Raw genomic sequence first — 18,100 nt, 5'->3', positions numbered from 1 at the left:
GGTGGCGGCGAGAAATGTAATAACCATCGAAGAAAGGCCGTAATGACTGAGAAAGTTGGGCAGAACGCCAACGACACCGTCATTTCAGAGATCCTGGAGATGAACCCCGAACTCGAGGGCATTGGCAACTACGAGTACGGTTGGGCAGACTCCGACGAAGCAGGCCAGGTAGCAAAGCGCGGCCTGGATGAGGATGTCGTGCGCGACATCTCTGCAAAGAAGAACGAACCCCAGTGGATGCTGGACATGCGTCTGAAGGCGCTGAAGTTCTTCGAGCGTAAGCCCATGCCCACCTGGGGTGCGGATCTTTCCGAAATCGACTTCGACAACATCAAGTACTTCGTGCGTTCGACCGAGGGTCAGGCGGCTTCTTGGGAGGAACTGCCCGAGGACATCCGCACCACCTACGAGCGTCTGGGCATTCCCGAGGCGGAGCGTAACTCTCTCGTCGCGGGTGTGGCTGCACAGTACGAGTCTGAGGTCGTGTACCACCAGATCCGTGAGGACCTGGAGAAGCAGGGCGTGATCTTCGTTGACACCGACACCGGTCTGCGCGAATACCCCGAACTGTTCAAGGAATACTTCGGCTCCATCATCCCGATTGGTGACAACAAGTTCTCCGCACTGAACACCGCCGTATGGTCCGGTGGCTCCTTTGTGTACGTTCCCCCGGGAGTTCACGTGGAGATCCCGCTGCAGGCGTACTTCCGCATTAACACCGAGAACATGGGTCAGTTCGAGCGCACCCTGATCATCGCGGACGAAGGCTCCTACGTTCACTACATTGAGGGTTGCACCGCCCCCATCTACAAGTCCGACTCCCTGCACTCCGCAGTGGTTGAGATTGTGCTGAAGAAGAACGCACGCGTTCGCTACACCACCATCCAGAACTGGTCGAACAACGTCTACAACCTGGTGACCAAGCGTGCGGTTGCGCACGAGGGTGCCACCATGGAATGGGTGGACGGCAACATCGGCTCCAAGGTCACCCAGAAGTACCCGGCTGTTTACATGGTCGGCGAGCACGCTAAGGGTGAGACCCTGTCCATCGCATTCGCGGGTGAGGGTCAGCACCAGGACACCGGCTCGAAGATGGTTCACATTGCGCCGAACACCTCCTCGACCATTGTGTCCAAGTCTGTGGCACGTAACGGCGGCCGCAGCGCATACCGCGGCCTGGTTCAGGTTCGTGAGGGCGCTAAGCACTCCAAGTCCTCCGTGGTCTGTGACGCACTGCTGGTGGACACCATCTCCCGCTCCGACACCTACCCCTACGTGGATGTCCGCGAGGACGATGTGACCATGGGTCACGAGGCGACCGTTTCCCGCGTCTCCGAGGACCAGCTGTTCTACCTGATGCAGCGCGGCCTGAGCGAAGAAGAAGCAATGGCAATGATTGTCCGCGGCTTCGTTGAGCCCATCGCACGTGAGCTGCCGATGGAGTACGCACTCGAACTGAACCGCCTGATCGAACTTCAGATGGAAGGATCTGTGGGCTAATGCCGACCAACGAAGAAACCCTGGGTTACCACTCCCCGATCATCCCCGGTATGGACCAGGAGGGCGAGAAGCTCGCCACCGAGTTCGCCCACGATGACACCCTGTACCGTGCCACCGAGGCACACCACCAGGGCTCCAACCCGAACAACATCCAGAAGGTACTCGAAGCATCCCGTGCAGAGCGTAAGACCTCCTACAACGTGGAGGACTTCGCACCCCTGACCGGTCGTGAAGAGGACTGGCGCTTCACCCCGCTGAAGCGTCTGGGCGGCCTGCACCTGGAGAAGCTGACCGGCACCGCACCGGCACCGCAGATTACTGCACCCGAGCAGGTTCAGGTTGAGACCGTCTCCCGCGAGGATGCACGCATCGGCTCCGCAGGTATCCCCGAGGACCGTGTGGCAGCGAACGCGTGGTCCAGCTTCACCGAAGCAACCGTGGTGACCATCCCCGCCGAAGCTGAACTGGCTGAGCACGTGGAAATCGACATCACCGGCACCGGCAACGAGCCTGCCGCACAGCACATCGTGATTGAGGCTAAGCCTTTCTCGAAGGCTGTCGTGGTTCTGCGCCACACCGGCTCCACCGTCCTGGCACAGAATGTTGAGTTCGTGGTGAACGACGAGGCTGAGCTGAACGTTGTTTCCGTGCAGCAGTGGGCTGACGACGCAATCCACGCCTCCGCACACTACGCTAAGCTGGGCCGCAACGCACGCTTCAAGCACGTTGTGGTGTCCCTCGGCGGCGACCTGGTGCGCGTGACCCCCTCCACCAAGTTCACCGCTCCCGGCGCTGAGACTGAAATGTACGGCCTGTACTTCGTAGACGCCGGCCAGCACATTGAGTCCCGCCTGTTCGTGGACCACTCCGTACCCAACTGCAAGTCCCGCGTGACCTACAAGGGCGCACTGCAGGGTAAGGGTGCGCACTCCGTATGGGTTGGTGACGTTCTGATTGGTAAGGATGCAGAAGGCACCGACACCTACGAGCTGAACCGTAACCTGCTGCTGGAAGTTGGCCCCCGTGCCGACTCCGTGCCGAACCTGGAGATTGAGACCGGCCTGATTGAGGGCGCCGGCCACGCATCCACCACCGGCCAGCTCGATGAGCAGCACCTGTGGTACCTGCAGGCTCGCGGTATTCCGGAGGCTGAGGCACGCCGTCTGGTCGTGCGCGGCTTCCTGAACGAGATCATTCAGCAGATTCGTGTTCCCGAACTTGAAGAGCAGCTCACCGAGGCCCTTGAGGCAGAGCTCGCCCTCAGCAACAACTAAGCTTTACCAGGAGAAATCAATGTCTACTCTTGAAATCAAGGACCTTCACGTCTCGGTTATCCTCGACGACGAAACCACCAAGCCCATCCTGAAGGGCGTTAACCTGACCATCAACTCGGGCGAGATTCACGCAATCATGGGCCCGAACGGTTCCGGTAAGTCCACTCTGGCTTCCACCATTGCTGGCCACCCCAAGTACCAGGTTGACTCCGGTCAGATTCTGCTCGACGGTGAGGACATCACCGAGATGAGCGTGGACGAGCGTGCACGCGCAGGCCTGTTCCTGGCTATGCAGTACCCGGTGGAGATCCCTGGCGTGACCATGTCCAACTTCCTGCGTTCCGCTAAGACCGCTGTGGACGGCAAGGCTCCCTCCCTGCGTACCTGGACCAAGGACGTTAAGGAAGCCATGAAGAACCTGGAGATTGACCCCGACTTCATCGCACGTAACGTGAACGAGGGCTTCTCCGGTGGTGAGAAGAAGCGCCACGAGATTCTTCAGCTGGAGCTGCTCAAGCCCAAGTTCGGCATCCTGGATGAGACCGACTCCGGTCTGGACGTTGACGCACTGAAGATCGTGTCTGAGGGCGTGAACCGTGCGCATGAGGCGAACGATATGGGCGTCATGCTGATTACCCACTACACCCGCATCCTGCGCTACATCAAGCCGCAGTTCGTGCACGTGTTCGTGGACGGCAAGATGGTTGACCAGGGCGGCCCCGAGCTGGCTGACCGCCTGGAAGAAGAGGGCTACGTAGCTTACGTGGGTAAGAAGTAAGCTTCTTCTCCTTACCGGATTCTGACAGAAAGATAGAACTATGACTGAGACTGTGCAGGGTCGTGTTCCTCAGGAAGAGATTGAGGAAGCCCTCAAGGAGGTTATTGACCCGGAGCTTGGCGTCAATATTGTTGACCTCGGTCTGCTCTACGGTCTGCGCTGGGATGAGGATGGAACCCTCATTCTGGACCTGACTCTGACTACTGCGGCGTGCCCGCTGCAGGAGGTTATTGAGGAGCAGGTTCAGGCTAACCTGGATAACCTGGTTGATTCTTGGCGTGTGAACTGGGTTTGGATGCCGCCGTGGGGCCCGGAGCGTATTACTGAGGACGGCCGCGATATGATGCGCGCGCTGGGCTTCAACATCTAAGCTCCTGACTCGCAGATAAGGTACCCGCCCGGTGCGGAAGGTGTATGCCTTCGGCACCGGGCGGGTATTTTTTTGTGTGCTGGTCTTTGTGTCTTTTGGGAGGGGCGAATCTGCCGGGGGACTGTGCGACCGAGTGACTGGGTGACTGGGGGCTGGGCAAAAACTAGGGCAAACAAACTAGGGCGAAAAGAACCCCCGCCTTCCGTATACCGTGTACGCGGCGGAGGCGGGGGTTCCTTACATCGCTAAGACGAGGCTATTCGTCGTCTACCTAGTCGTTCAGGTGCAGCAGCTTCAGCGAGTGCTCATACTTAATCATGAGGCAGGTTCGAGTCGGTTCCTCCAGAAGAGCCAAACGCTGCGGGTCAGTATTATCCGCAATATCGGCAAGCTTCACCAGACGAGCCAAATCATTCACACGCACCCGGCTCAGATACGACTCACGCGACTCACCCGGGCGGCGGGTCAAAGCCTCAATCGCATCCACAATACGCGCCGAGAAATGACGCGCCAAGAAAGCGAGAGAAACGCCGGTATCCTCCACCGTGTCATGCAGCAGCGCCACAATCTGCGCTTCAGCCTTCAGCTCCTCCAAAGAGATATCAGGGTGAGTTGCGGCAGCCAACTCACTAGCAAGCTTACGCACCCCAAGAGCCACACGGCGGGGATGGGAGATATAGGGCCAGCCGTTACGATCAGTCTGCCCCTCATGCGCCTTATCAGCGATGCTGTCAGCCAGGCGAACCATCTCTTTGTAGTAGTTATTCGACATGAGAACCTCCGTTGGTTTGAACTCCTGCGAGTTGATGGTCCCAGCGGCGTATTCCGTACCAACGCGGCACGGGTGGTAGCTGGTACCAACACTTTACTCCAGCAGCTACGCGGCGGTGACGGAACTCGCCCGAAAAACCCCTAATACGTCAAATATGACGCGCCGAAGAAGAAAAGAGGGTGTTTTTCCTTCTGAAATTGTGGGTTTGGTGCCCTTTCTGCCGCGTATCTGCGGTTGGTAACAGACATTCAGGAGGCGCCCGCCCCTCCGCGAAAGTGTCCGCCGAACCCTTTGGTACCGCCCGGTGTAACTCGCCCAAAATCTCATATGGTGGCGAAAAATTTCTAACTTTTTCTAGCGAAAATCGGCGCACAAACCGCCCAACACTAAGGCAGTTTAAGCGTGTTTAGCACACACCGATACACACTCATCAAACGAAAAAATCGCGCGCCCTCCGTGCCCTGCTAAAACCTTCAAAAACCCGTATTTTTGCGCGAAAATACGCGATAAACTGGGGGCAACCAAACATCGGAGAACACCATGGCAGAGCTCTATGAGCGCTTCGTCGCCTTGTATCCCTACCCACACGAGCGAATCCGCCACGGCGCCCCACGAGCCGAACTTAACCGGCGATACCTCGAACACCTTTACGAGGGCAAGAACCGGGGAACAACCCCCATCGTGGTTGCCCTCGACCCGACCCTGCTCGGAACTATTGAGAATAACGTCTCCCTGCGTACTTCAACGCCCGTGCAGAACATCACCGCCGACACCATCAAGCGGTACGCACACGACCTCATCACCGACCATCACCGTTACCTGGACCAGGTCGGTGTAGAAATTGCCGCGCACGAGGCGTTCCGGCACCTGAACGAGAGCACCTACCTGCAGACCTACCGCCTCCTCATGGAAAACGGCGAACTCGGTGAAGACGATATCGCTATGCCGCTGAAAGCGGAGTACCCCTTCGAACTGACCGCAGGCATTATCAATGAGAAGGTCAAAGCCACCGACATTGACAGCGCCGCGGAACTGCTCATCATGGACCTGCCGCTGTGGGATGCTTCCGGGGTGTTCGCCTACCTGCCTTTCGGCGGGTGGGACTCCAGCCCCAGCCCCGAGGCGATGCTGTCCATTGCCCGCTACTGGTTTGAACGCGACGACGCCTACCCGGCTGTTATCGCCTCGGACTTTATCGAGTTCTACACGCCTGTACCGGTCACAACCCGCCGCGACGCAGAGATCCTGGCGGTTGAGCATACGATGGTTTCCTCGGCGATGCCGGTGCGTGTCTACCGCGGCTTCGACAAGCTTGTGGAGGCGCTCTACGGCCAGCACGACTGGTACCTGTGGTGGGAGCAGCTGCCGGCGGCGCTCCTCATTGAAACGCCCTAAACCAGCCTAAGCTAGGCGAGGCACAGCGAAGGGGCGGGGTGAACTTTACGGTTCACCCCGCCCCTCTCGCGTATCTGCGCTATTTCAGCTCGTCCACGTGTCGTGCCCGCAAAGCACGAGCGGTCGCCGTCGCGTAATCAACCGCCTGCACCACCCACGGAATCAGCAGCCGCCAATACATGCGCTTGGGTAGATTACGCGCCACCGCCGCCCTGCGCAACGCACCCCAACGGTCCATGAGCGCCGGAATCGACCGAATCATCAGCGCGATCAGCAGACCCAGACGCTCGGGAGAAAGACCCACGAAACGCAGCGGCGAACAGAGCCTCACAAAACCGTCAATCAGAACCGGCAGGGGAGTGCTCACCAGCAGGGTGCGGGAAGCGTAGAAAGCCGTCAGCATCGTCGCGATAGCATCCGCGCCGGAGGCGTACTGCCCTGTAAACACGTAATAGGCGACCATGATCAGTAGCAGCAGAGACAGTGTGCGAACCACCAGCCACAGTTGGGAGGCAGGCACACCAGCCCACAACGCGCAGAGCGTGGACGCAGCCAAAGCCACCAGCGCCACCTGCCAGCCGGTCACCGCCAACAGCAGGAACAGCCCAAAGAAGAGCGTGCCCTTGAGCCACAGCGGCGCCCGATGCACCGGCGTGTTCAACGGCTGGTAGAAACCCACCAGCAGGGTACCGGGGTTGAAATCCGAGCCCTGGGAGGCGGGGCGAGGGTTCACGCGCGGCGTGTTAGCGCCCATGCGCGCCTCCTGACGAATCCAGACCTTCGGTAGCGTCCTCGTTGGGGAACCCCTCGGCACACCACGTGCGGTACTGCTGAACCAGCTGCGCCGCATCCCCCTGAGCGAGCAAACGGCCGTCATGAATGATCACGGCTTCATCGCAGGACGCCGCCAAATCCAGATCGTGCGTGCTGAGCACCAGCATCTGATCCAGCGACTCCAAATGCTTCAGCAACCGTGCGCGATTGCGCAAATCCAGCAGGGTGGTCGGCTCATCGAGCAGAAGAATCTGCGGGCGCGCCGCCAGAACGCTGGTGAGAGCGACCAGCTGCTTTTCGCCTCCTGAGAGGGTGAAAACGCTCTGGTCCTCCAGACGTTCGAGGCCGCGCTCACGGAGCAGTTCACGAATCCGTTCGCGGCGCTGATCACCGCTGAGGGAACTACCTTCAACGGCTGCGGCACGGCGCAGGCTCAGGTCAATATCCTCGGCAACGGTGGGCATAATCAGCTGCGCCTCCGGCTGGGCGAAGAGCATGCCCACACCCTCAAAAGCGCCCTGCGAATTACCGCGAGCACCCGCACCCTTCGAGCCGCGGCTCGGCGCCTCCAGGGTGTCGACGCCGTTCACGCGCACAATACCTTCATCCGGGTGGGTGAGCCCATTGAAAAGCCCCAGTAGGGTGGACTTGCCGCTACCGTTCAGACCCAGAACCGCGGTGCGCTTCGCCGTGAACCGCAGGCTCACATCCTTGAGGATACGGCGATGCCCGCCTTCGGGTAGCTCGGTGAAAACACTCACCGATTCAAGCTCAAGGGCGGGCATGCTAGAAGAGGTGCTCATCGTCTGCTCGGGCGTTGCGTGCGCATCCTGCGGTGCGTTCTGACGCGTGGAGCGGCGAAAAAACATAGATTTCCTCTCGTGGGGCACATCGTGTGCCTTTAACGCTGGGCAGAAGCCAAGGACGGGAAGGCGCGGCGTACCGACAGGCCAACCAGAACCGCGATCGTGGACTTCGCCAGATCCCAGGGGACGAACACCATGGCGGCGGCGAAGGCAGCGTCAAAACTCATGTGGGCGTTCACCATCATACCGGCGATACCGCAGGCGGTCAGAACCACAAAACCGCAGAAGTTCGCGAGCAGAGCCATGAGGAAGGTCGCACCCACCGAACGGGTGTTGCGGGTGAACAGGTAGGCGAGGGTACCGGCAATGGCTGCGAACGGCAGGAAGCCGAGCAGGTAGCCGGCGCTCGGGGAGGCGAGCGTACCCAAACCGGCGCCGCCCTTAGCGAAGATGGGCAGGCCCGCGAAACCAACTAGCAGGTATAGCGCCACGGAGGCGGTGGCGCGCTTGCCGCCGAGCACCTGAGCGGTGATGTAAATGCCGAGGGTCTGGAAGGTGAAGGGAACCGCGATGCCGCCCAGGCTCATGGCGGGCATGATGGCGAGCGCGGCGATGAAGCCCGCGAACACTGCGATGAGGGAGAGGTCGGTGGCAAGCGAGGTCTTTGCCGCTACGTTACGGCGCGGTGCCTGGGTTGCCTGGGCTGCCTGGGCTGATTCGCGCGCGGAATCGGTCATTGAGGTGGTACTCCTTTGATACGTATTTCTCCGCAGATTTTTCTACGGAGTTGAGGGTAGCGGTGGTTGACTGCTTGTCACAACCCAATTTTTGAACAATGTTCTACAAATAGTGTTCGGTATGTATAGTACACCTCACGCCACAAAAACAAAAGGTTTCCCACATGCGCACTCGGCACACCTGCACTAAAATTGATGAGGTGCTCCGCGCGCTCACCATAAACACCCCGGCGGGCCCCGCCTACCGAGCACCCCAAGACCACACACCAGACCGCCATCCGGAAAGGCACCCATGATTGCTGTACAGAACCTCGAATTGCGTGCAGGCGCGCGCCTGCTCATGGAAGAGGTCACCTTCCGCATCGATAAGGGCGACAAGATCGGTCTGGTGGGCCGCAACGGTGCCGGTAAGACCACTATGACTAAGGTGCTTGCCGGTCTGACCCTGCCCGCTGACGGTACGGTGACCCGTAGCGGCACTATCGGCTACCTTCCGCAGGACCCGAAGGTGGATGACATGAGCCAGCTGGCTCGTGACCGCATCCTCTCGGCGCGTGGCCTGGACGGTGTGGCGCGCAAGATGCGTCAGGCGCAGGAAGACATGGCGAGTGAGGACCTGGCGGTGCGCGCTAAGGGTATGCGCCGCTACGACCGCCTGGAGGCTGAGTTCATCGCCGGCGGCGGCTACGCGGCGGAGTCGGAGGCGGCGGTCATCACCTCCAACCTGGACCTGCCGGAGCGTGTGCTCGCCCAGCCGCTGTCCACTCTGTCGGGTGGTCAGCGTCGCCGTGTGGAGCTGGCGCGTATTCTCTTCTCCAATGCGGACACCATGCTGCTGGATGAGCCGACCAACCACCTGGATGCCGACTCTGTTCTGTGGCTGCGCGATTTCTTGAAGAACTTCTCGGGCGGCCTGATGGTCATTAGCCACGATGTTGAGCTGATGGAACTGGTCGTCAACCGCGTCTTCTACCTGGACGCGAACCGCTGCGTGATTGACCAGTACAACATGGGCTGGAAGAACTACTTGCTTCAGCGTGAGCAGGATGAGCACCGTCGCAAGCGTGAGCGTGCGAATGCGCAGAAGAAGGCGAATGCTCTGATGGAGCAGGCGAATAAGATGCGCGCGAAGGCGACGAAGGCTGTTGCTGCTCAGCAGATGATTAAGCGTGCTGAGAAGCTTCTGCGCGGCCTGGAGGAGGAGCGTCAGAGCGATAAGGTTGCGGCGATTCGCTTCCCGGATCCGGCGCCGTGCGGTAAGACTCCGCTCTCTGCTCAAGGTCTGTCGAAGTCCTACGGCTCTCTGGAGATTTTCACGGACGTTGATTTGGCGATTGACCGAGGTTCGCGTGTGGTGGTGCTGGGCCTGAACGGTGCCGGTAAGACCACTCTGCTGCGCATGCTGGCTGGTTCCACTGAGCCTGACACGGGTGAGGTCGTGTACGGTCACGGCGCGAAGCTGGGCTATTTTGCGCAGGAACACGAAATTCTTGATGGTGACCGCACTGTCTTTGAGAACATGAAGTCTGCTGCGCCGGATCTGGATGACACCCGCGTGCGTACGATTCTGGGTTCGTTCCTGTTCTCCGGTGATGACGTGGATAAGCCTGCCGGTGTGCTTTCCGGTGGCGAGAAGACCCGTCTGTCCCTGGCGACCCTGGTGGCGTCGAGTGCGAACGTGCTACTGCTCGATGAGCCGACCAACAACCTGGACCCCGCCTCGCGTGAGGAGATTCTGAATGCGTTGAAGGCGTACCAGGGCGCTATTGTGATGGTTTCTCACGATGAGGGCGCCGTGGAGGCGCTGAATCCTGAGCGTGTGCTGCTTCTGCCGGATGCGGTGGAGGATTTGTGGTCGAAGGATTACCAGGATCTGATTTCGCTGGCGTAAAGGCTGGCGTAAAGCACTATTCACCGACATAAAAGCATGGAAGAGGCTCCGGTGCCGTGTGGCGCCGGGGCCTCTTTGCGTGTCTTGTGTGTATCGCGCGTTGTTTTATTGTGCGCGTTGTTCTATTGTCCGGGGCGTATTGTCTGGGGCGTATTTCTATGTTCTGAAGATGCGTTGCGGAAGATTTTGTCGGTATTTTTTCGCGTGAATAGTGCCGAAAATGTGACCTGACCCGTGGGGTTGTATTGTTTTCTGATTATATGTGGTGTTATTGCGTTCCCGTGCATGGGAACTGTGGGTTCTGGCACACGAAACTCGTGGCGTATTTGACGGGAAATAATGTTGCCTTGTGGGTTTTTCGGAGGGAAAGAAAAGCTCTTAGGCGATATTTCAGGGGGTCTGTGTGGGCTTTTTGAATTTTTCGTGTGTCTCTACATACATTGTGGGAAAAATGGTAGAAACCCAACATGTATGGGGCGTAGACTTGTAACTGTTCCCGCCATTGCGAGGACGCAAATGCGAAACATTAGGGCTCACTACGGATGGTGAGCTAACGCGGGGGAGAAGAGATTCCCGCCCGCTCACGAAGGAGAACTGCCAATGCACAACACTGAGTTCGAGAAGTACCCCACCTCCGGTGAAGAGAACGTTGAGGTTGACGTCTTCTGGCCCATCCAGGACGCTTAATCTCTCACCCCGATAGGTCGGGATAAGGATTAGAAAAGCGCCCCGCCGCTTCCGTAGGGAAGTGACGGGGCGCTTTGCTGTCTTCAGTGATGCTGTCCTCATGGAGGATTCAGTTATGCGTTGAGAATTTAGTTATGCGGCGTGAATACCCAGTCCAAACATTTGCAGGGGGTATTCGGTAAAGCCCATCATGGCTGCCGCGTACCAGGCGACGTACCCGGTCAGTGCTAGAACGAGTGCCTTCTCGCGTACACTGCCCGCATCACCCAGGATCGGGAGCGCCATGTAGCCGCTCTTTTTCCATAGGGGAGATGCCACCAGGGGCTTGATAACAATGGGGTAGAGGGGTAGCAGTCCGCGGGTTGTTAGTAGGTCGCCAATCAGGTGAATGGTGGCGCCGACCGAAATAGCCCAGGGGAGTAGTGCCAGCGAATCGGTCGTGTAGGCGGCGTACCCGAGGGCGACGGCACCGATCCATCCACCCGGTGCGCCAAGCACACGTAAGGCTAGACCGCCCGAGAATGCGGCAAGAAGTAGTGAAGCCCAGGGGATTCCGTTGTAGCTCAGGTTGGTGCTGAAGTAGGCAATCGCCCAGAAGGCCACCAGTCCCAAAATAGAGTGCGTTCCCTTGCGGTGTCCGCCGCTGATTGCCCCGACAATGCGTGCTACCCAGCGTGAAATGGGCGGAATGGAGTTGGCGATACTGCCGTTGTGGTGGTCAATATCCGGCAGCATGCCCGCACCGGCGCACGCCAGGGTGGTCACGATGAGGGTGGGGGTATCGGGAACCTGCACCACTCCCGTCTCGACGAGCACTAGCCAGCCAGCTGCGGCGCTGACAGTGTGCGAATAGCCCATCATGGGGAGGTGCCTCCTTATATTCACCCGAACTCATTAGAACAAATATAGCATATATCGAAATTACTTTCGATAACCGGGGTTGTCTCTCAACCGGAGCCACCTCTCAAGCGGAGCCACCTCTCACATAGCACTACCCTTCAAACGGAAGAGTCTGCTTCCAGAACTCACGCTCGCGCAGGTAATTCTCCAGCCAGCCCACGTGCTCGGAGCACGCCAACCAGATCTTGCGGCGCTCGGGGGTGTGCACCTTCGGGTTGTTCCAGAGCAGCTGAAATTCTGCCGCCTGCTGGCAGCCCTTGCGGGAGCACTTGGCGTACTCGGGCTGTGCATCCTGAGAGAGTGAACCGAGCAGATCCATGTCTTCTTATCCTTACTATTGCGCCTCTACGTGCGGTGTTATTTCGTGCCCGCGCGAGCCCGTAGAAAGGGGGCGCGGGCTGTTCCGCTTCAGCTAGTGTACGCGCCCGATGAGGTATGCAAAAGAAGGGGAGTAGGTGTTCAGTGTTCAAGAGTGGAGTGTAGCCTGCGGCACCATCACCCTAAAACGCGGTAAAATAAGGTTCGACTGTCCATCCGTCCACACCCCAACCGTGGAGCCGCTGCATCGGCTCTGATTGCGAGGGGTCGACTCATCAAGGAAGCTCATGAGCGAGAACACTCCCAAGACCGTGCTGGTCACCGGCGGCAACCGAGGCATCGGCTACGAAATTGCCAAGGAATTCCAGGCAGCAGGACACAACGTCTGCATCACCTACCGTAGCGGTGAAGCCCCCGAAGAATTTTTCGCCGTCAAGGCAGATGTACGCGATGCCGACAGCATTAACGAAGCATTCAAGGAAATTGAGGCAGAATTCGGCCCCGTGGAGGTGCTGGTCGCCAACGCAGGTATCACCCGCGACATGCTGCTGATGCGCATGAAGGAATCCGACTTCACCGACGTGGTCGACACCAACCTCACCGGTTCTTTCCGCGTAGTTCAGCGCGCCATCAAGGGCATGCTGAAGCTCAAGCGCGGCCGCATCATCCTGGTTTCCTCCGTGGTGGGTCTGTACGGTTCCCCCGGTCAGGTCAACTACTCCGCATCTAAGGCTGCACTGGTCGGCATGGCACGCTCCATCACCCGTGAGCTGGGTGGCCGTAACATCACCGCTAACGTGGTGGCACCGGGCTTCATTAACACCGCAATGACCGAGGTTCTGCCCGAAGAGACCAAGAAGAACTACCTGGCATCCATCCCGGCTGGTCGTTTCGCTGAGGCTGAAGAGGTCGCTCGCGTGATTCGCTGGCTCGCATCCGATGAGGCTAGCTACATTTCTGGCGCTGTCATCCCCGTTGATGGCGGCCTGGGCATGGGTCACTAACCCCACCCCGTACGGACTGCATGAAGCGCCCGAGCGTGGGCGCACCCTTTCTAGACTTAAGGACATAAAACTATGGCACAGCTGACCGGCAAGACCATCATCATTACCGGCTCCTCCCGCGGCGTTGGCGCAGACACCGCGCAGATTCTCGCCGCTGAGGGCGCGAACATCGTGGTGAACTACCGCTCTAAGGCACCGCGCGCGAACAAGATCGTCAAGGCTATTGAAGAGGCTGGCGGCAAGGCAATCGCAGTGCAGGCTGACGTGACCAACAGCGAGGACCTGCAGAACCTCGTCAACACCGCCGTGGAGACCTTCGGCTCCCTGGACTACCTGATCCTGAACGCTTCGGGCGGCATGGAAACCGGCATGGGCGAAGACTACGCAATGCGCCTGAACCGTGACGCACAGCTGAACCTGGCACGCCTGGCTGCAGAGAAGATGCCCGAAGGCGCACGCATCGTGTTCGTGACCAGCCACCAGGCGCACTTCATCCGCGAGGTTGAGACCATGGACGAGTACAAGCCCGTCGCAGAGTCCAAGCGCGCAGGCGAAGACGCACTGATCGCCGAGATTCCCGCGCTTTCCGAGAAGGGTATCTCCCTGGTCGTCGTATCCGCTGACATGATTGAAGGCACCGTCACCGCAACCCTGCTGAACCGCCTGCACCCCGGCGCTATTGAGCAGCGCCGCGAAACCGCTGGCAAGCTCTACACCGTCAACGAGTTCGCGCAGGAAATCGCGAAGATGGTCACCGCAGACGTTGAGACCGGCCACGTTGAGCTGGTCGGCGGCGCACGCGGCTTCATCGACTAATAACTCTGCCGCTATAGGTGCCGTTGCGGATGCGCCCGCACCCCTGACAAGGTACATCTGACAAGGTACATTTGATGAGGCGCGCCGCCTTCGACGCGGCGGCACCTATAGCCCCTGAGCCCCCTATAGCTCCTAGATTTTGCGCGAGGAACCCAATGTGGGGTGCCCGCGCACTATGTGCGCCAACCGCTCCGATAACCCGGCACGGGTTGCGGGGTGAGAGGCGCATCCCATCCATCTAACTCACTGGAAGAAGAACCATGAGCACCGTACTCAACCTTCAGAATGTCTCCGTGATTCGCGGCGGCCGCCCCATCCTTAACAACGTTTCGTGGACTGTGAACGAAGGTGAACGCTGGGTCGTTCTGGGCCCCAACGGCGCCGGTAAGTCCACTCTGCTTTCGATTGCGGCAGCCCGCCTGCACCCGACCAGCGGCGAGGTTGAAATCCTTGACGAGACCCTCGGCGCTGTTGACGTGTTCGACCTGCGCCCGCGCATTGGTCTGTCCTCCGGTGCTTCGGCTACCCAGATTCCCGCCAACGAGAAGGTCTCTGACGTCGTCGTGACCGCAGCGTACGCCGTGTCCGGCCGCTGGAAGGAAGAATACGACGTCATGGACGACGAGCGTGCAACCGAGCTGCTGGCTGACTGGGGTGTCGATACCCTCGCTGACCGCACCTTCGGTTCCCTCTCCGACGGCGAGCGCAAGCGTGCACTGATTGCCCGCGCTCTCATGACCGACCCGGAAATGCTGCTGCTGGACGAGCCCGGCGCAGGTATGGACATCTCCGGCCGTGAGGACCTGGTCGAGCGTCTGACCGCACTTGCCGCTGACCCCTACGCACCGGCTACCGTGCTTATCACCCACCATCTCGAGGAAATCCCGGCGGGCTTCACCCACGCCCTGCTGATCCGTGACGGCGGCGTGGTCGCTGCCGGCCCGATCCTGTCCACCATTACCGAGGCGAACCTCGCAGCAACCTACGACATGGACCTGGCTCTGACCGTCACCTCCGCGGGTCGTTACTCCGCGTTCAAGCGCGCATGAGCCGTGCCCCGAAGCAGCTGAGCGCCGAACAGATTGCTGAGCGTGCCGAGCGTGTCTACGCCATCGAGTCGGTCACGGCTCTGGCGCAGGCACCCGAGCAGGATTTGCGCTACTATACGCAGCTGACTGACGTGAAGCTTCGTAGCGCCATGGAACCGCAGTGGGGTATTTACATTGCGGAGTCCTCGAAGGTGATTCGTCGTGCGCTCGTTGCCGGTCATCAGCCTGTTTCTTTCCTGATGAGTGAGAAGTGGGCTGATGATTTGGCGGATGTTTTGCGTGCCCATCCTGACACTCCCGCGTATGTGGGTAGTGAAGAGCAGCTGGAGCGGGTGACCGGTTTTCATCTGCATCGTGGTGCGTTGGCGGCGATGGCTCGTCCGGCGCCGCAGCCTCTGGAGCAGTTGCTGCAGGGTGCCTCTCGCGTGGCGATTTTGGAAGATATTGTGGACCACACGAATGTGGGAGCTATTTTCCGTTCGGCTGCCGCGCTGAACGTGGATGCTGTGCTGGTGACTCCGCGGTGTGCTGATCCGCTGTATCGCCGCTCGATTCGCGTGTCGATGGGTACTGTTTTTCAGGTGCCGTGGGCTCGCTTGGAGTCGTGGCCTGCTGACTTGCAGACCCTGCACGGGCTGGGCTTTAAGAGCGCGGCGTTGGCGCTGGAGGAGGACTCGCTGACCCTGGAGGAGCTGTCTGCTCGCCGGGATGAGAAGCTTGCGCTGATTCTGGGCACGGAGGGGCACGGTCTGTCGCCCCGCACCTTGGCGGCGTGTGACGATACGGTGATGATTCCGATGTCGCACGGTGTGGATTCTTTGAACGTTGCGGCGGCGAGCGCCGTGGCGTTCTGGGAGACTCGCCCGCGTTCATAACCCGATTCCTAATCTGGTTATTAACCCGCGTGAGTACCTTCTTCGGGTGTGTTTGCGGTGTGTGGGTTGGTGTCTGTGAGGGAACGTACTGGGATTTAATCCGTGAAGGTGGTACCCTTAATGGGTTGTGCGCGCCCAATGCGGGCACAATGGTGATGCGCTCTGAGATTTTCTCGATAGCTGCACATCGAAAAACCTACTCCATCTATATAAGGGCTACTGGCAAAATCCAGTAGCAGAAGAAGGTAATCAATGAAGGCAGAAATCCACCCGGACTACAACCTGGTTCTGTTCCGCGACCTCGCATCCGGCAAGGTCTTCCTGACCCGTTCCACCATGACCTCGGACAAGACCGAGAAGTGGGAAGACGGCAACGAGTACCCGATCGTCGAGGTTGAAATCTCGTCCGAGTCGCACCCGTTCTACACCGGTAAGCAGCGCATCATGGACTCCGCAGGTCGCGTCGAGCGCTTCAACGCACGCTTCGGCAACTTCGGCAAGAAGTAAATCTTCTGTCCCAGTTTTGCTTTTTAGCGAAATCAATGCCCCGTTCTCCTTGGTTTTCAGGGAGGCGGGGCATTGTGCGTTCTGCGGCACATAGCAAAATAAATCGCGTGAACGTGAGGAAAGTTGTAGTGTAAAACCTTTCGTTCGCCGGTGCGCAGACCCGCTGACAGCGTTACAATGGGAAAGTATTTTGCGAGTTGTGCATTTTCTGTGCCCTCCAGCGCCGCCCCGTATCGGCGGGTATTCTCCGGCTCTCTGCATTCTAGAGACTTCGCTGGATGCGCTGCGCGCCTCGCGTATCACCACCTCAAACAAAGGACAACTTAATGAGCGACGCTCACTCTGAACCGTCGCAGAAGAAGAAATGGGTCAAGCGTATTCTGCTGATCCTGCTGATTCTTCTGCTGGTTATTACCCTCGGTATTGGTTTCTTTATTTGGCGTGCTGGCCACACCTGGGATAGCAAGACCGAGAAGTTTGACTCCATCACTAAGGTGGATGAAGACCTCAGCAAAATTAAGGAGCAGCTTGGCGAGGCTAAGAAGCTCAACGTGACGGATCTGAAGGCTCCGACCGTCACCAACTCGGATACCGGCAAGAACGGTGCTAATGGTGAGAACAGCTCCGATGCTGCTGCGGCTCTTGCAGCTAACGCGAGCGATCACGATAAGGACGGCGACGGCATCCTGGATGACGGTTACAGCTACAATGTCGTGAAGGGTCCGGGTAAGAACATCCTGCTGCTCGGTAGCGATACTCGTTCCGGTTCTGAAGCAGCTCAGGTGAGCGGCTCCCGTGCAGATAGCATCATGCTTGCTCACATCCCTGCTGATGGTAAGGGCGTGTACCTGGTCTCGATTATGCGTGATACCTGGGTGAACATCCCCGGCTACGGCGCGGCAAAGATTAATGCCGCACTGAACTACGGCGGTATTTCTCTGCAGGTGGCAACCGTTGAGAACCTGCTGGGTATCAAGATTGATCACGTGGCTGAGATTGAGTTTGAGGGCTTCAAAGCTCTGGTGAACTCGGTCGGCGGTGTGGATGTTCAGGTACCTTTCGACTTCGATATCAATGCGTGGTCTTTCAAGCAGGGTATGCAGCATATGGATGGTGGTGCGGCTCTTGCGTTCGTGCGTGCTCGCTACCCGTTCGCTGACGGCGACTACCAGCGTGTTCGTAACCAGCGTGCGTTCCTGCGTGGTATGTATAACACGATGAAAGCTAAGGGCGCATTGAATAATGTGGGTTCTTTCCAGTCTGCTGTTGAATCTATCGCAGGATATATGCGCGTGGACTCCGGTCTGGATGCAGCGCAGATTGCCCAAATTGCGGCTCCGGTGCTGACTAGCGGTGACACCACGATGCGTATGACCACCCTGCCGAATGCTGGTCCGGGTTGGTCCTACGACGGTCAGTCGATTGTTATCGTGAACCAGGCTGCGAATGCTAACCTGTCCTATGCTTTGCAGCATGACAGCATGGATCAGTTCATGGCGACTTACGGCCAGGACTAAGATCTGACTCCTTGCGGGGGTGAAAGCTGATGAGGCTTTCACCCCCGCTGTGTTTAACCGTTCCTGGTTAACCGTTCCGGGAGAAACCGGGTACGCAAAAGGGCGGCTACCTCACCGTGATGGTGGGGTA

18 protein-coding genes are annotated in these 18,100 nt (G+C 58.9%); 12 read left to right on the top strand and 6 right to left on the bottom strand.

Translation table 11 applies throughout. The features are described from left to right. Nucleotides 1-42: 42 nt before the first annotated feature. The 4 genes from sufB to RM6536_RS08630 are packed head-to-tail and all read left to right on the top strand — an operon-like array spanning nt 43 to nt 3,922. A complete protein-coding gene (gene sufB / locus RM6536_RS08645) occupies nt 43-1,500 on the top strand; it encodes a Fe-S cluster assembly protein SufB (RefSeq protein ID WP_060824821.1) in 1,458 nt (485 codons plus the stop codon). After that, nucleotides 1,500-2,774: a Fe-S cluster assembly protein SufD gene (gene sufD, locus RM6536_RS08640; RefSeq protein ID WP_060824820.1), complete on the top strand. Its 1,275-nt coding sequence runs from the start codon at nt 1,500-1,502 to the stop codon at nt 2,772-2,774. Before sufB ends, sufD begins: the two co-directional genes overlap by 1 nt. A 19-nt stretch (nt 2,775-2,793) precedes the next feature. Further along, nucleotides 2,794-3,552 carry a Fe-S cluster assembly ATPase SufC gene (sufC, locus tag RM6536_RS08635; protein WP_060824819.1) on the top strand — a complete coding sequence of 253 codons (759 nt, stop codon included), beginning with the start codon at nt 2,794-2,796 and terminating at the stop codon, nt 3,550-3,552. A gap of 40 nt (nt 3,553-3,592) precedes the next feature. Continuing rightward, a complete protein-coding gene (locus RM6536_RS08630; protein WP_060824818.1) occupies nt 3,593-3,922 on the top strand; it encodes a metal-sulfur cluster assembly factor in 330 nt (109 codons plus the stop codon). A 271-nt stretch (nt 3,923-4,193) separates the two neighbouring features. On the opposite strand, the gene RM6536_RS08625 is transcribed toward RM6536_RS08630, so the two are convergent. After that, nucleotides 4,194-4,694, bottom strand: a complete 501-nt coding sequence (locus tag RM6536_RS08625; RefSeq protein WP_060824817.1) for an HD domain-containing protein — start codon at nt 4,692-4,694, stop codon at nt 4,194-4,196. 540 nt (nt 4,695-5,234) lie between these two features. On the opposite strand from RM6536_RS08625, the gene RM6536_RS08620 reads away from it, so the two are divergent. Next, nucleotides 5,235-6,089 (top strand): DUF4253 domain-containing protein, encoded by an 855-nt coding sequence (locus tag RM6536_RS08620; RefSeq protein WP_060824816.1) that lies wholly within the window; start codon nt 5,235-5,237, stop codon nt 6,087-6,089. Between the two features lie 79 nt (nt 6,090-6,168). On the opposite strand, the gene RM6536_RS08615 is transcribed toward RM6536_RS08620, so the two are convergent. The 3 genes from RM6536_RS08615 to RM6536_RS08605 are packed head-to-tail and all read right to left on the bottom strand — an operon-like array spanning nt 6,169 to nt 8,406. Further along, nucleotides 6,169-6,843, bottom strand: coding sequence for an ABC transporter permease (locus RM6536_RS08615; RefSeq protein WP_060824815.1), 675 nt, complete (start codon nt 6,841-6,843; stop codon nt 6,169-6,171). After that, nucleotides 6,833-7,732 carry an energy-coupling factor ABC transporter ATP-binding protein gene (locus RM6536_RS08610; RefSeq protein WP_060824814.1) on the bottom strand — a complete coding sequence of 300 codons (900 nt, stop codon included), beginning with the start codon at nt 7,730-7,732 and terminating at the stop codon, nt 6,833-6,835. The genes RM6536_RS08615 and RM6536_RS08610 overlap by 11 nt, the downstream gene beginning before the upstream one ends. Nucleotides 7,733-7,764: 32 nt before the next feature. Continuing rightward, the gene (locus RM6536_RS08605) at nt 7,765-8,406 is read right to left on the bottom strand and encodes a biotin transporter BioY (protein ID WP_060824813.1); all 642 of its coding nucleotides are present in this window, start codon (nt 8,404-8,406) and stop codon (nt 7,765-7,767) included. A 292-nt stretch (nt 8,407-8,698) separates the two neighbouring features. Between RM6536_RS08605 and RM6536_RS08600 the strand changes: the two genes are divergently transcribed. Continuing rightward, entirely contained in the window at nt 8,699-10,297 is a 1,599-nt protein-coding gene (locus RM6536_RS08600) for an ABC-F family ATP-binding cassette domain-containing protein (protein ID WP_060824812.1), read from the top strand. Between the two features lie 819 nt (nt 10,298-11,116). Here the strand turns inward: RM6536_RS08600 and RM6536_RS08595 are convergent. Then, complete coding sequence (locus RM6536_RS08595; protein ID WP_060824811.1) at nt 11,117-11,845, bottom strand: metal-dependent hydrolase; 729 nt, start codon at nt 11,843-11,845, stop codon at nt 11,117-11,119. A 130-nt stretch (nt 11,846-11,975) separates the two neighbouring features. Continuing rightward, entirely contained in the window at nt 11,976-12,203 is a 228-nt protein-coding gene (locus RM6536_RS08590) for a hypothetical protein (protein WP_005506080.1), read from the bottom strand. Nucleotides 12,204-12,489: 286 nt separating this feature from the next. On the opposite strand from RM6536_RS08590, the gene RM6536_RS08585 reads away from it, so the two are divergent. The 6 genes from RM6536_RS08585 (at nt 12,490) to RM6536_RS08560 (ending at nt 17,970) form a co-directional block, all read left to right on the top strand. Next, nucleotides 12,490-13,206, top strand: coding sequence for a beta-ketoacyl-ACP reductase (locus tag RM6536_RS08585; protein WP_005509097.1), 717 nt, complete (start codon nt 12,490-12,492; stop codon nt 13,204-13,206). Nucleotides 13,207-13,278: 72 nt separating this feature from the next. Beyond that, a complete protein-coding gene (locus RM6536_RS08580) occupies nt 13,279-14,022 on the top strand; it encodes an SDR family oxidoreductase (protein ID WP_060824810.1) in 744 nt (247 codons plus the stop codon). Between the two features lie 260 nt (nt 14,023-14,282). Next, entirely contained in the window at nt 14,283-15,071 is a 789-nt protein-coding gene (locus RM6536_RS08575; RefSeq protein ID WP_060824809.1) for an ABC transporter ATP-binding protein, read from the top strand. Further along, nucleotides 15,068-15,946: a TrmH family RNA methyltransferase gene (locus RM6536_RS08570; RefSeq protein ID WP_060824808.1), complete on the top strand. Its 879-nt coding sequence runs from the start codon at nt 15,068-15,070 to the stop codon at nt 15,944-15,946. The genes RM6536_RS08575 and RM6536_RS08570 overlap by 4 nt, the downstream gene beginning before the upstream one ends. A gap of 252 nt (nt 15,947-16,198) precedes the next feature. Continuing rightward, on the top strand, nt 16,199-16,453 hold the full coding sequence (locus tag RM6536_RS08565) for a type B 50S ribosomal protein L31 (RefSeq protein ID WP_005506069.1): 255 nt from the start codon (nt 16,199-16,201) through the stop codon (nt 16,451-16,453). Between the two features lie 326 nt (nt 16,454-16,779). Beyond that, nucleotides 16,780-17,970 (top strand): LCP family protein, encoded by a 1,191-nt coding sequence (locus RM6536_RS08560; RefSeq protein ID WP_060824807.1) that lies wholly within the window; start codon nt 16,780-16,782, stop codon nt 17,968-17,970. Nucleotides 17,971-18,100 lie beyond the last annotated feature (130 nt).

The sequence above is a fragment of the Rothia mucilaginosa genome, assembly GCF_001548235.1.
GTDB classification, from domain to species: Bacteria; Actinomycetota; Actinomycetes; order Actinomycetales; family Micrococcaceae; genus Rothia; species Rothia mucilaginosa_B.
The sequence above is the reverse complement of the archived record's forward strand: the minus strand, read 5'-3'. Positions and strand labels throughout refer to the sequence as shown.

What these genes read in the sequence shown, in the direction of transcription:
- sufB (WP_060824821.1), top strand. Translation starts at nt 43, where the DNA reads ATGACTGAGAAAGTTGGGCAGAACGCCAACGACACCGTCATTTCAGAG.
- sufD (WP_060824820.1), top strand. Translation starts at nt 1,500, where the DNA reads ATGCCGACCAACGAAGAAACCCTGGGTTACCACTCCCCGATCATCCCC.
- sufC (WP_060824819.1), top strand. Translation starts at nt 2,794, where the DNA reads ATGTCTACTCTTGAAATCAAGGACCTTCACGTCTCGGTTATCCTCGAC.
- RM6536_RS08630 (WP_060824818.1), top strand. Translation starts at nt 3,593, where the DNA reads ATGACTGAGACTGTGCAGGGTCGTGTTCCTCAGGAAGAGATTGAGGAA.
- RM6536_RS08625 (WP_060824817.1), bottom strand. Translation starts at nt 4,694, where the DNA reads ATGTCGAATAACTACTACAAAGAGATGGTTCGCCTGGCTGACAGCATC.
- RM6536_RS08620 (WP_060824816.1), top strand. Translation starts at nt 5,235, where the DNA reads ATGGCAGAGCTCTATGAGCGCTTCGTCGCCTTGTATCCCTACCCACAC.
- RM6536_RS08615 (WP_060824815.1), bottom strand. Translation starts at nt 6,843, where the DNA reads ATGGGCGCTAACACGCCGCGCGTGAACCCTCGCCCCGCCTCCCAGGGC.
- RM6536_RS08610 (WP_060824814.1), bottom strand. Translation starts at nt 7,732, where the DNA reads ATGTTTTTTCGCCGCTCCACGCGTCAGAACGCACCGCAGGATGCGCAC.
- RM6536_RS08605 (WP_060824813.1), bottom strand. Translation starts at nt 8,406, where the DNA reads ATGACCGATTCCGCGCGCGAATCAGCCCAGGCAGCCCAGGCAACCCAG.
- RM6536_RS08600 (WP_060824812.1), top strand. Translation starts at nt 8,699, where the DNA reads ATGATTGCTGTACAGAACCTCGAATTGCGTGCAGGCGCGCGCCTGCTC.
- RM6536_RS08595 (WP_060824811.1), bottom strand. Translation starts at nt 11,845, where the DNA reads ATGATGGGCTATTCGCACACTGTCAGCGCCGCAGCTGGCTGGCTAGTG.
- RM6536_RS08590 (WP_005506080.1), bottom strand. Translation starts at nt 12,203, where the DNA reads ATGGATCTGCTCGGTTCACTCTCTCAGGATGCACAGCCCGAGTACGCC.
- RM6536_RS08585 (WP_005509097.1), top strand. Translation starts at nt 12,490, where the DNA reads ATGAGCGAGAACACTCCCAAGACCGTGCTGGTCACCGGCGGCAACCGA.
- RM6536_RS08580 (WP_060824810.1), top strand. Translation starts at nt 13,279, where the DNA reads ATGGCACAGCTGACCGGCAAGACCATCATCATTACCGGCTCCTCCCGC.
- RM6536_RS08575 (WP_060824809.1), top strand. Translation starts at nt 14,283, where the DNA reads ATGAGCACCGTACTCAACCTTCAGAATGTCTCCGTGATTCGCGGCGGC.
- RM6536_RS08570 (WP_060824808.1), top strand. Translation starts at nt 15,068, where the DNA reads ATGAGCCGTGCCCCGAAGCAGCTGAGCGCCGAACAGATTGCTGAGCGT.
- RM6536_RS08565 (WP_005506069.1), top strand. Translation starts at nt 16,199, where the DNA reads ATGAAGGCAGAAATCCACCCGGACTACAACCTGGTTCTGTTCCGCGAC.
- RM6536_RS08560 (WP_060824807.1), top strand. Translation starts at nt 16,780, where the DNA reads ATGAGCGACGCTCACTCTGAACCGTCGCAGAAGAAGAAATGGGTCAAG.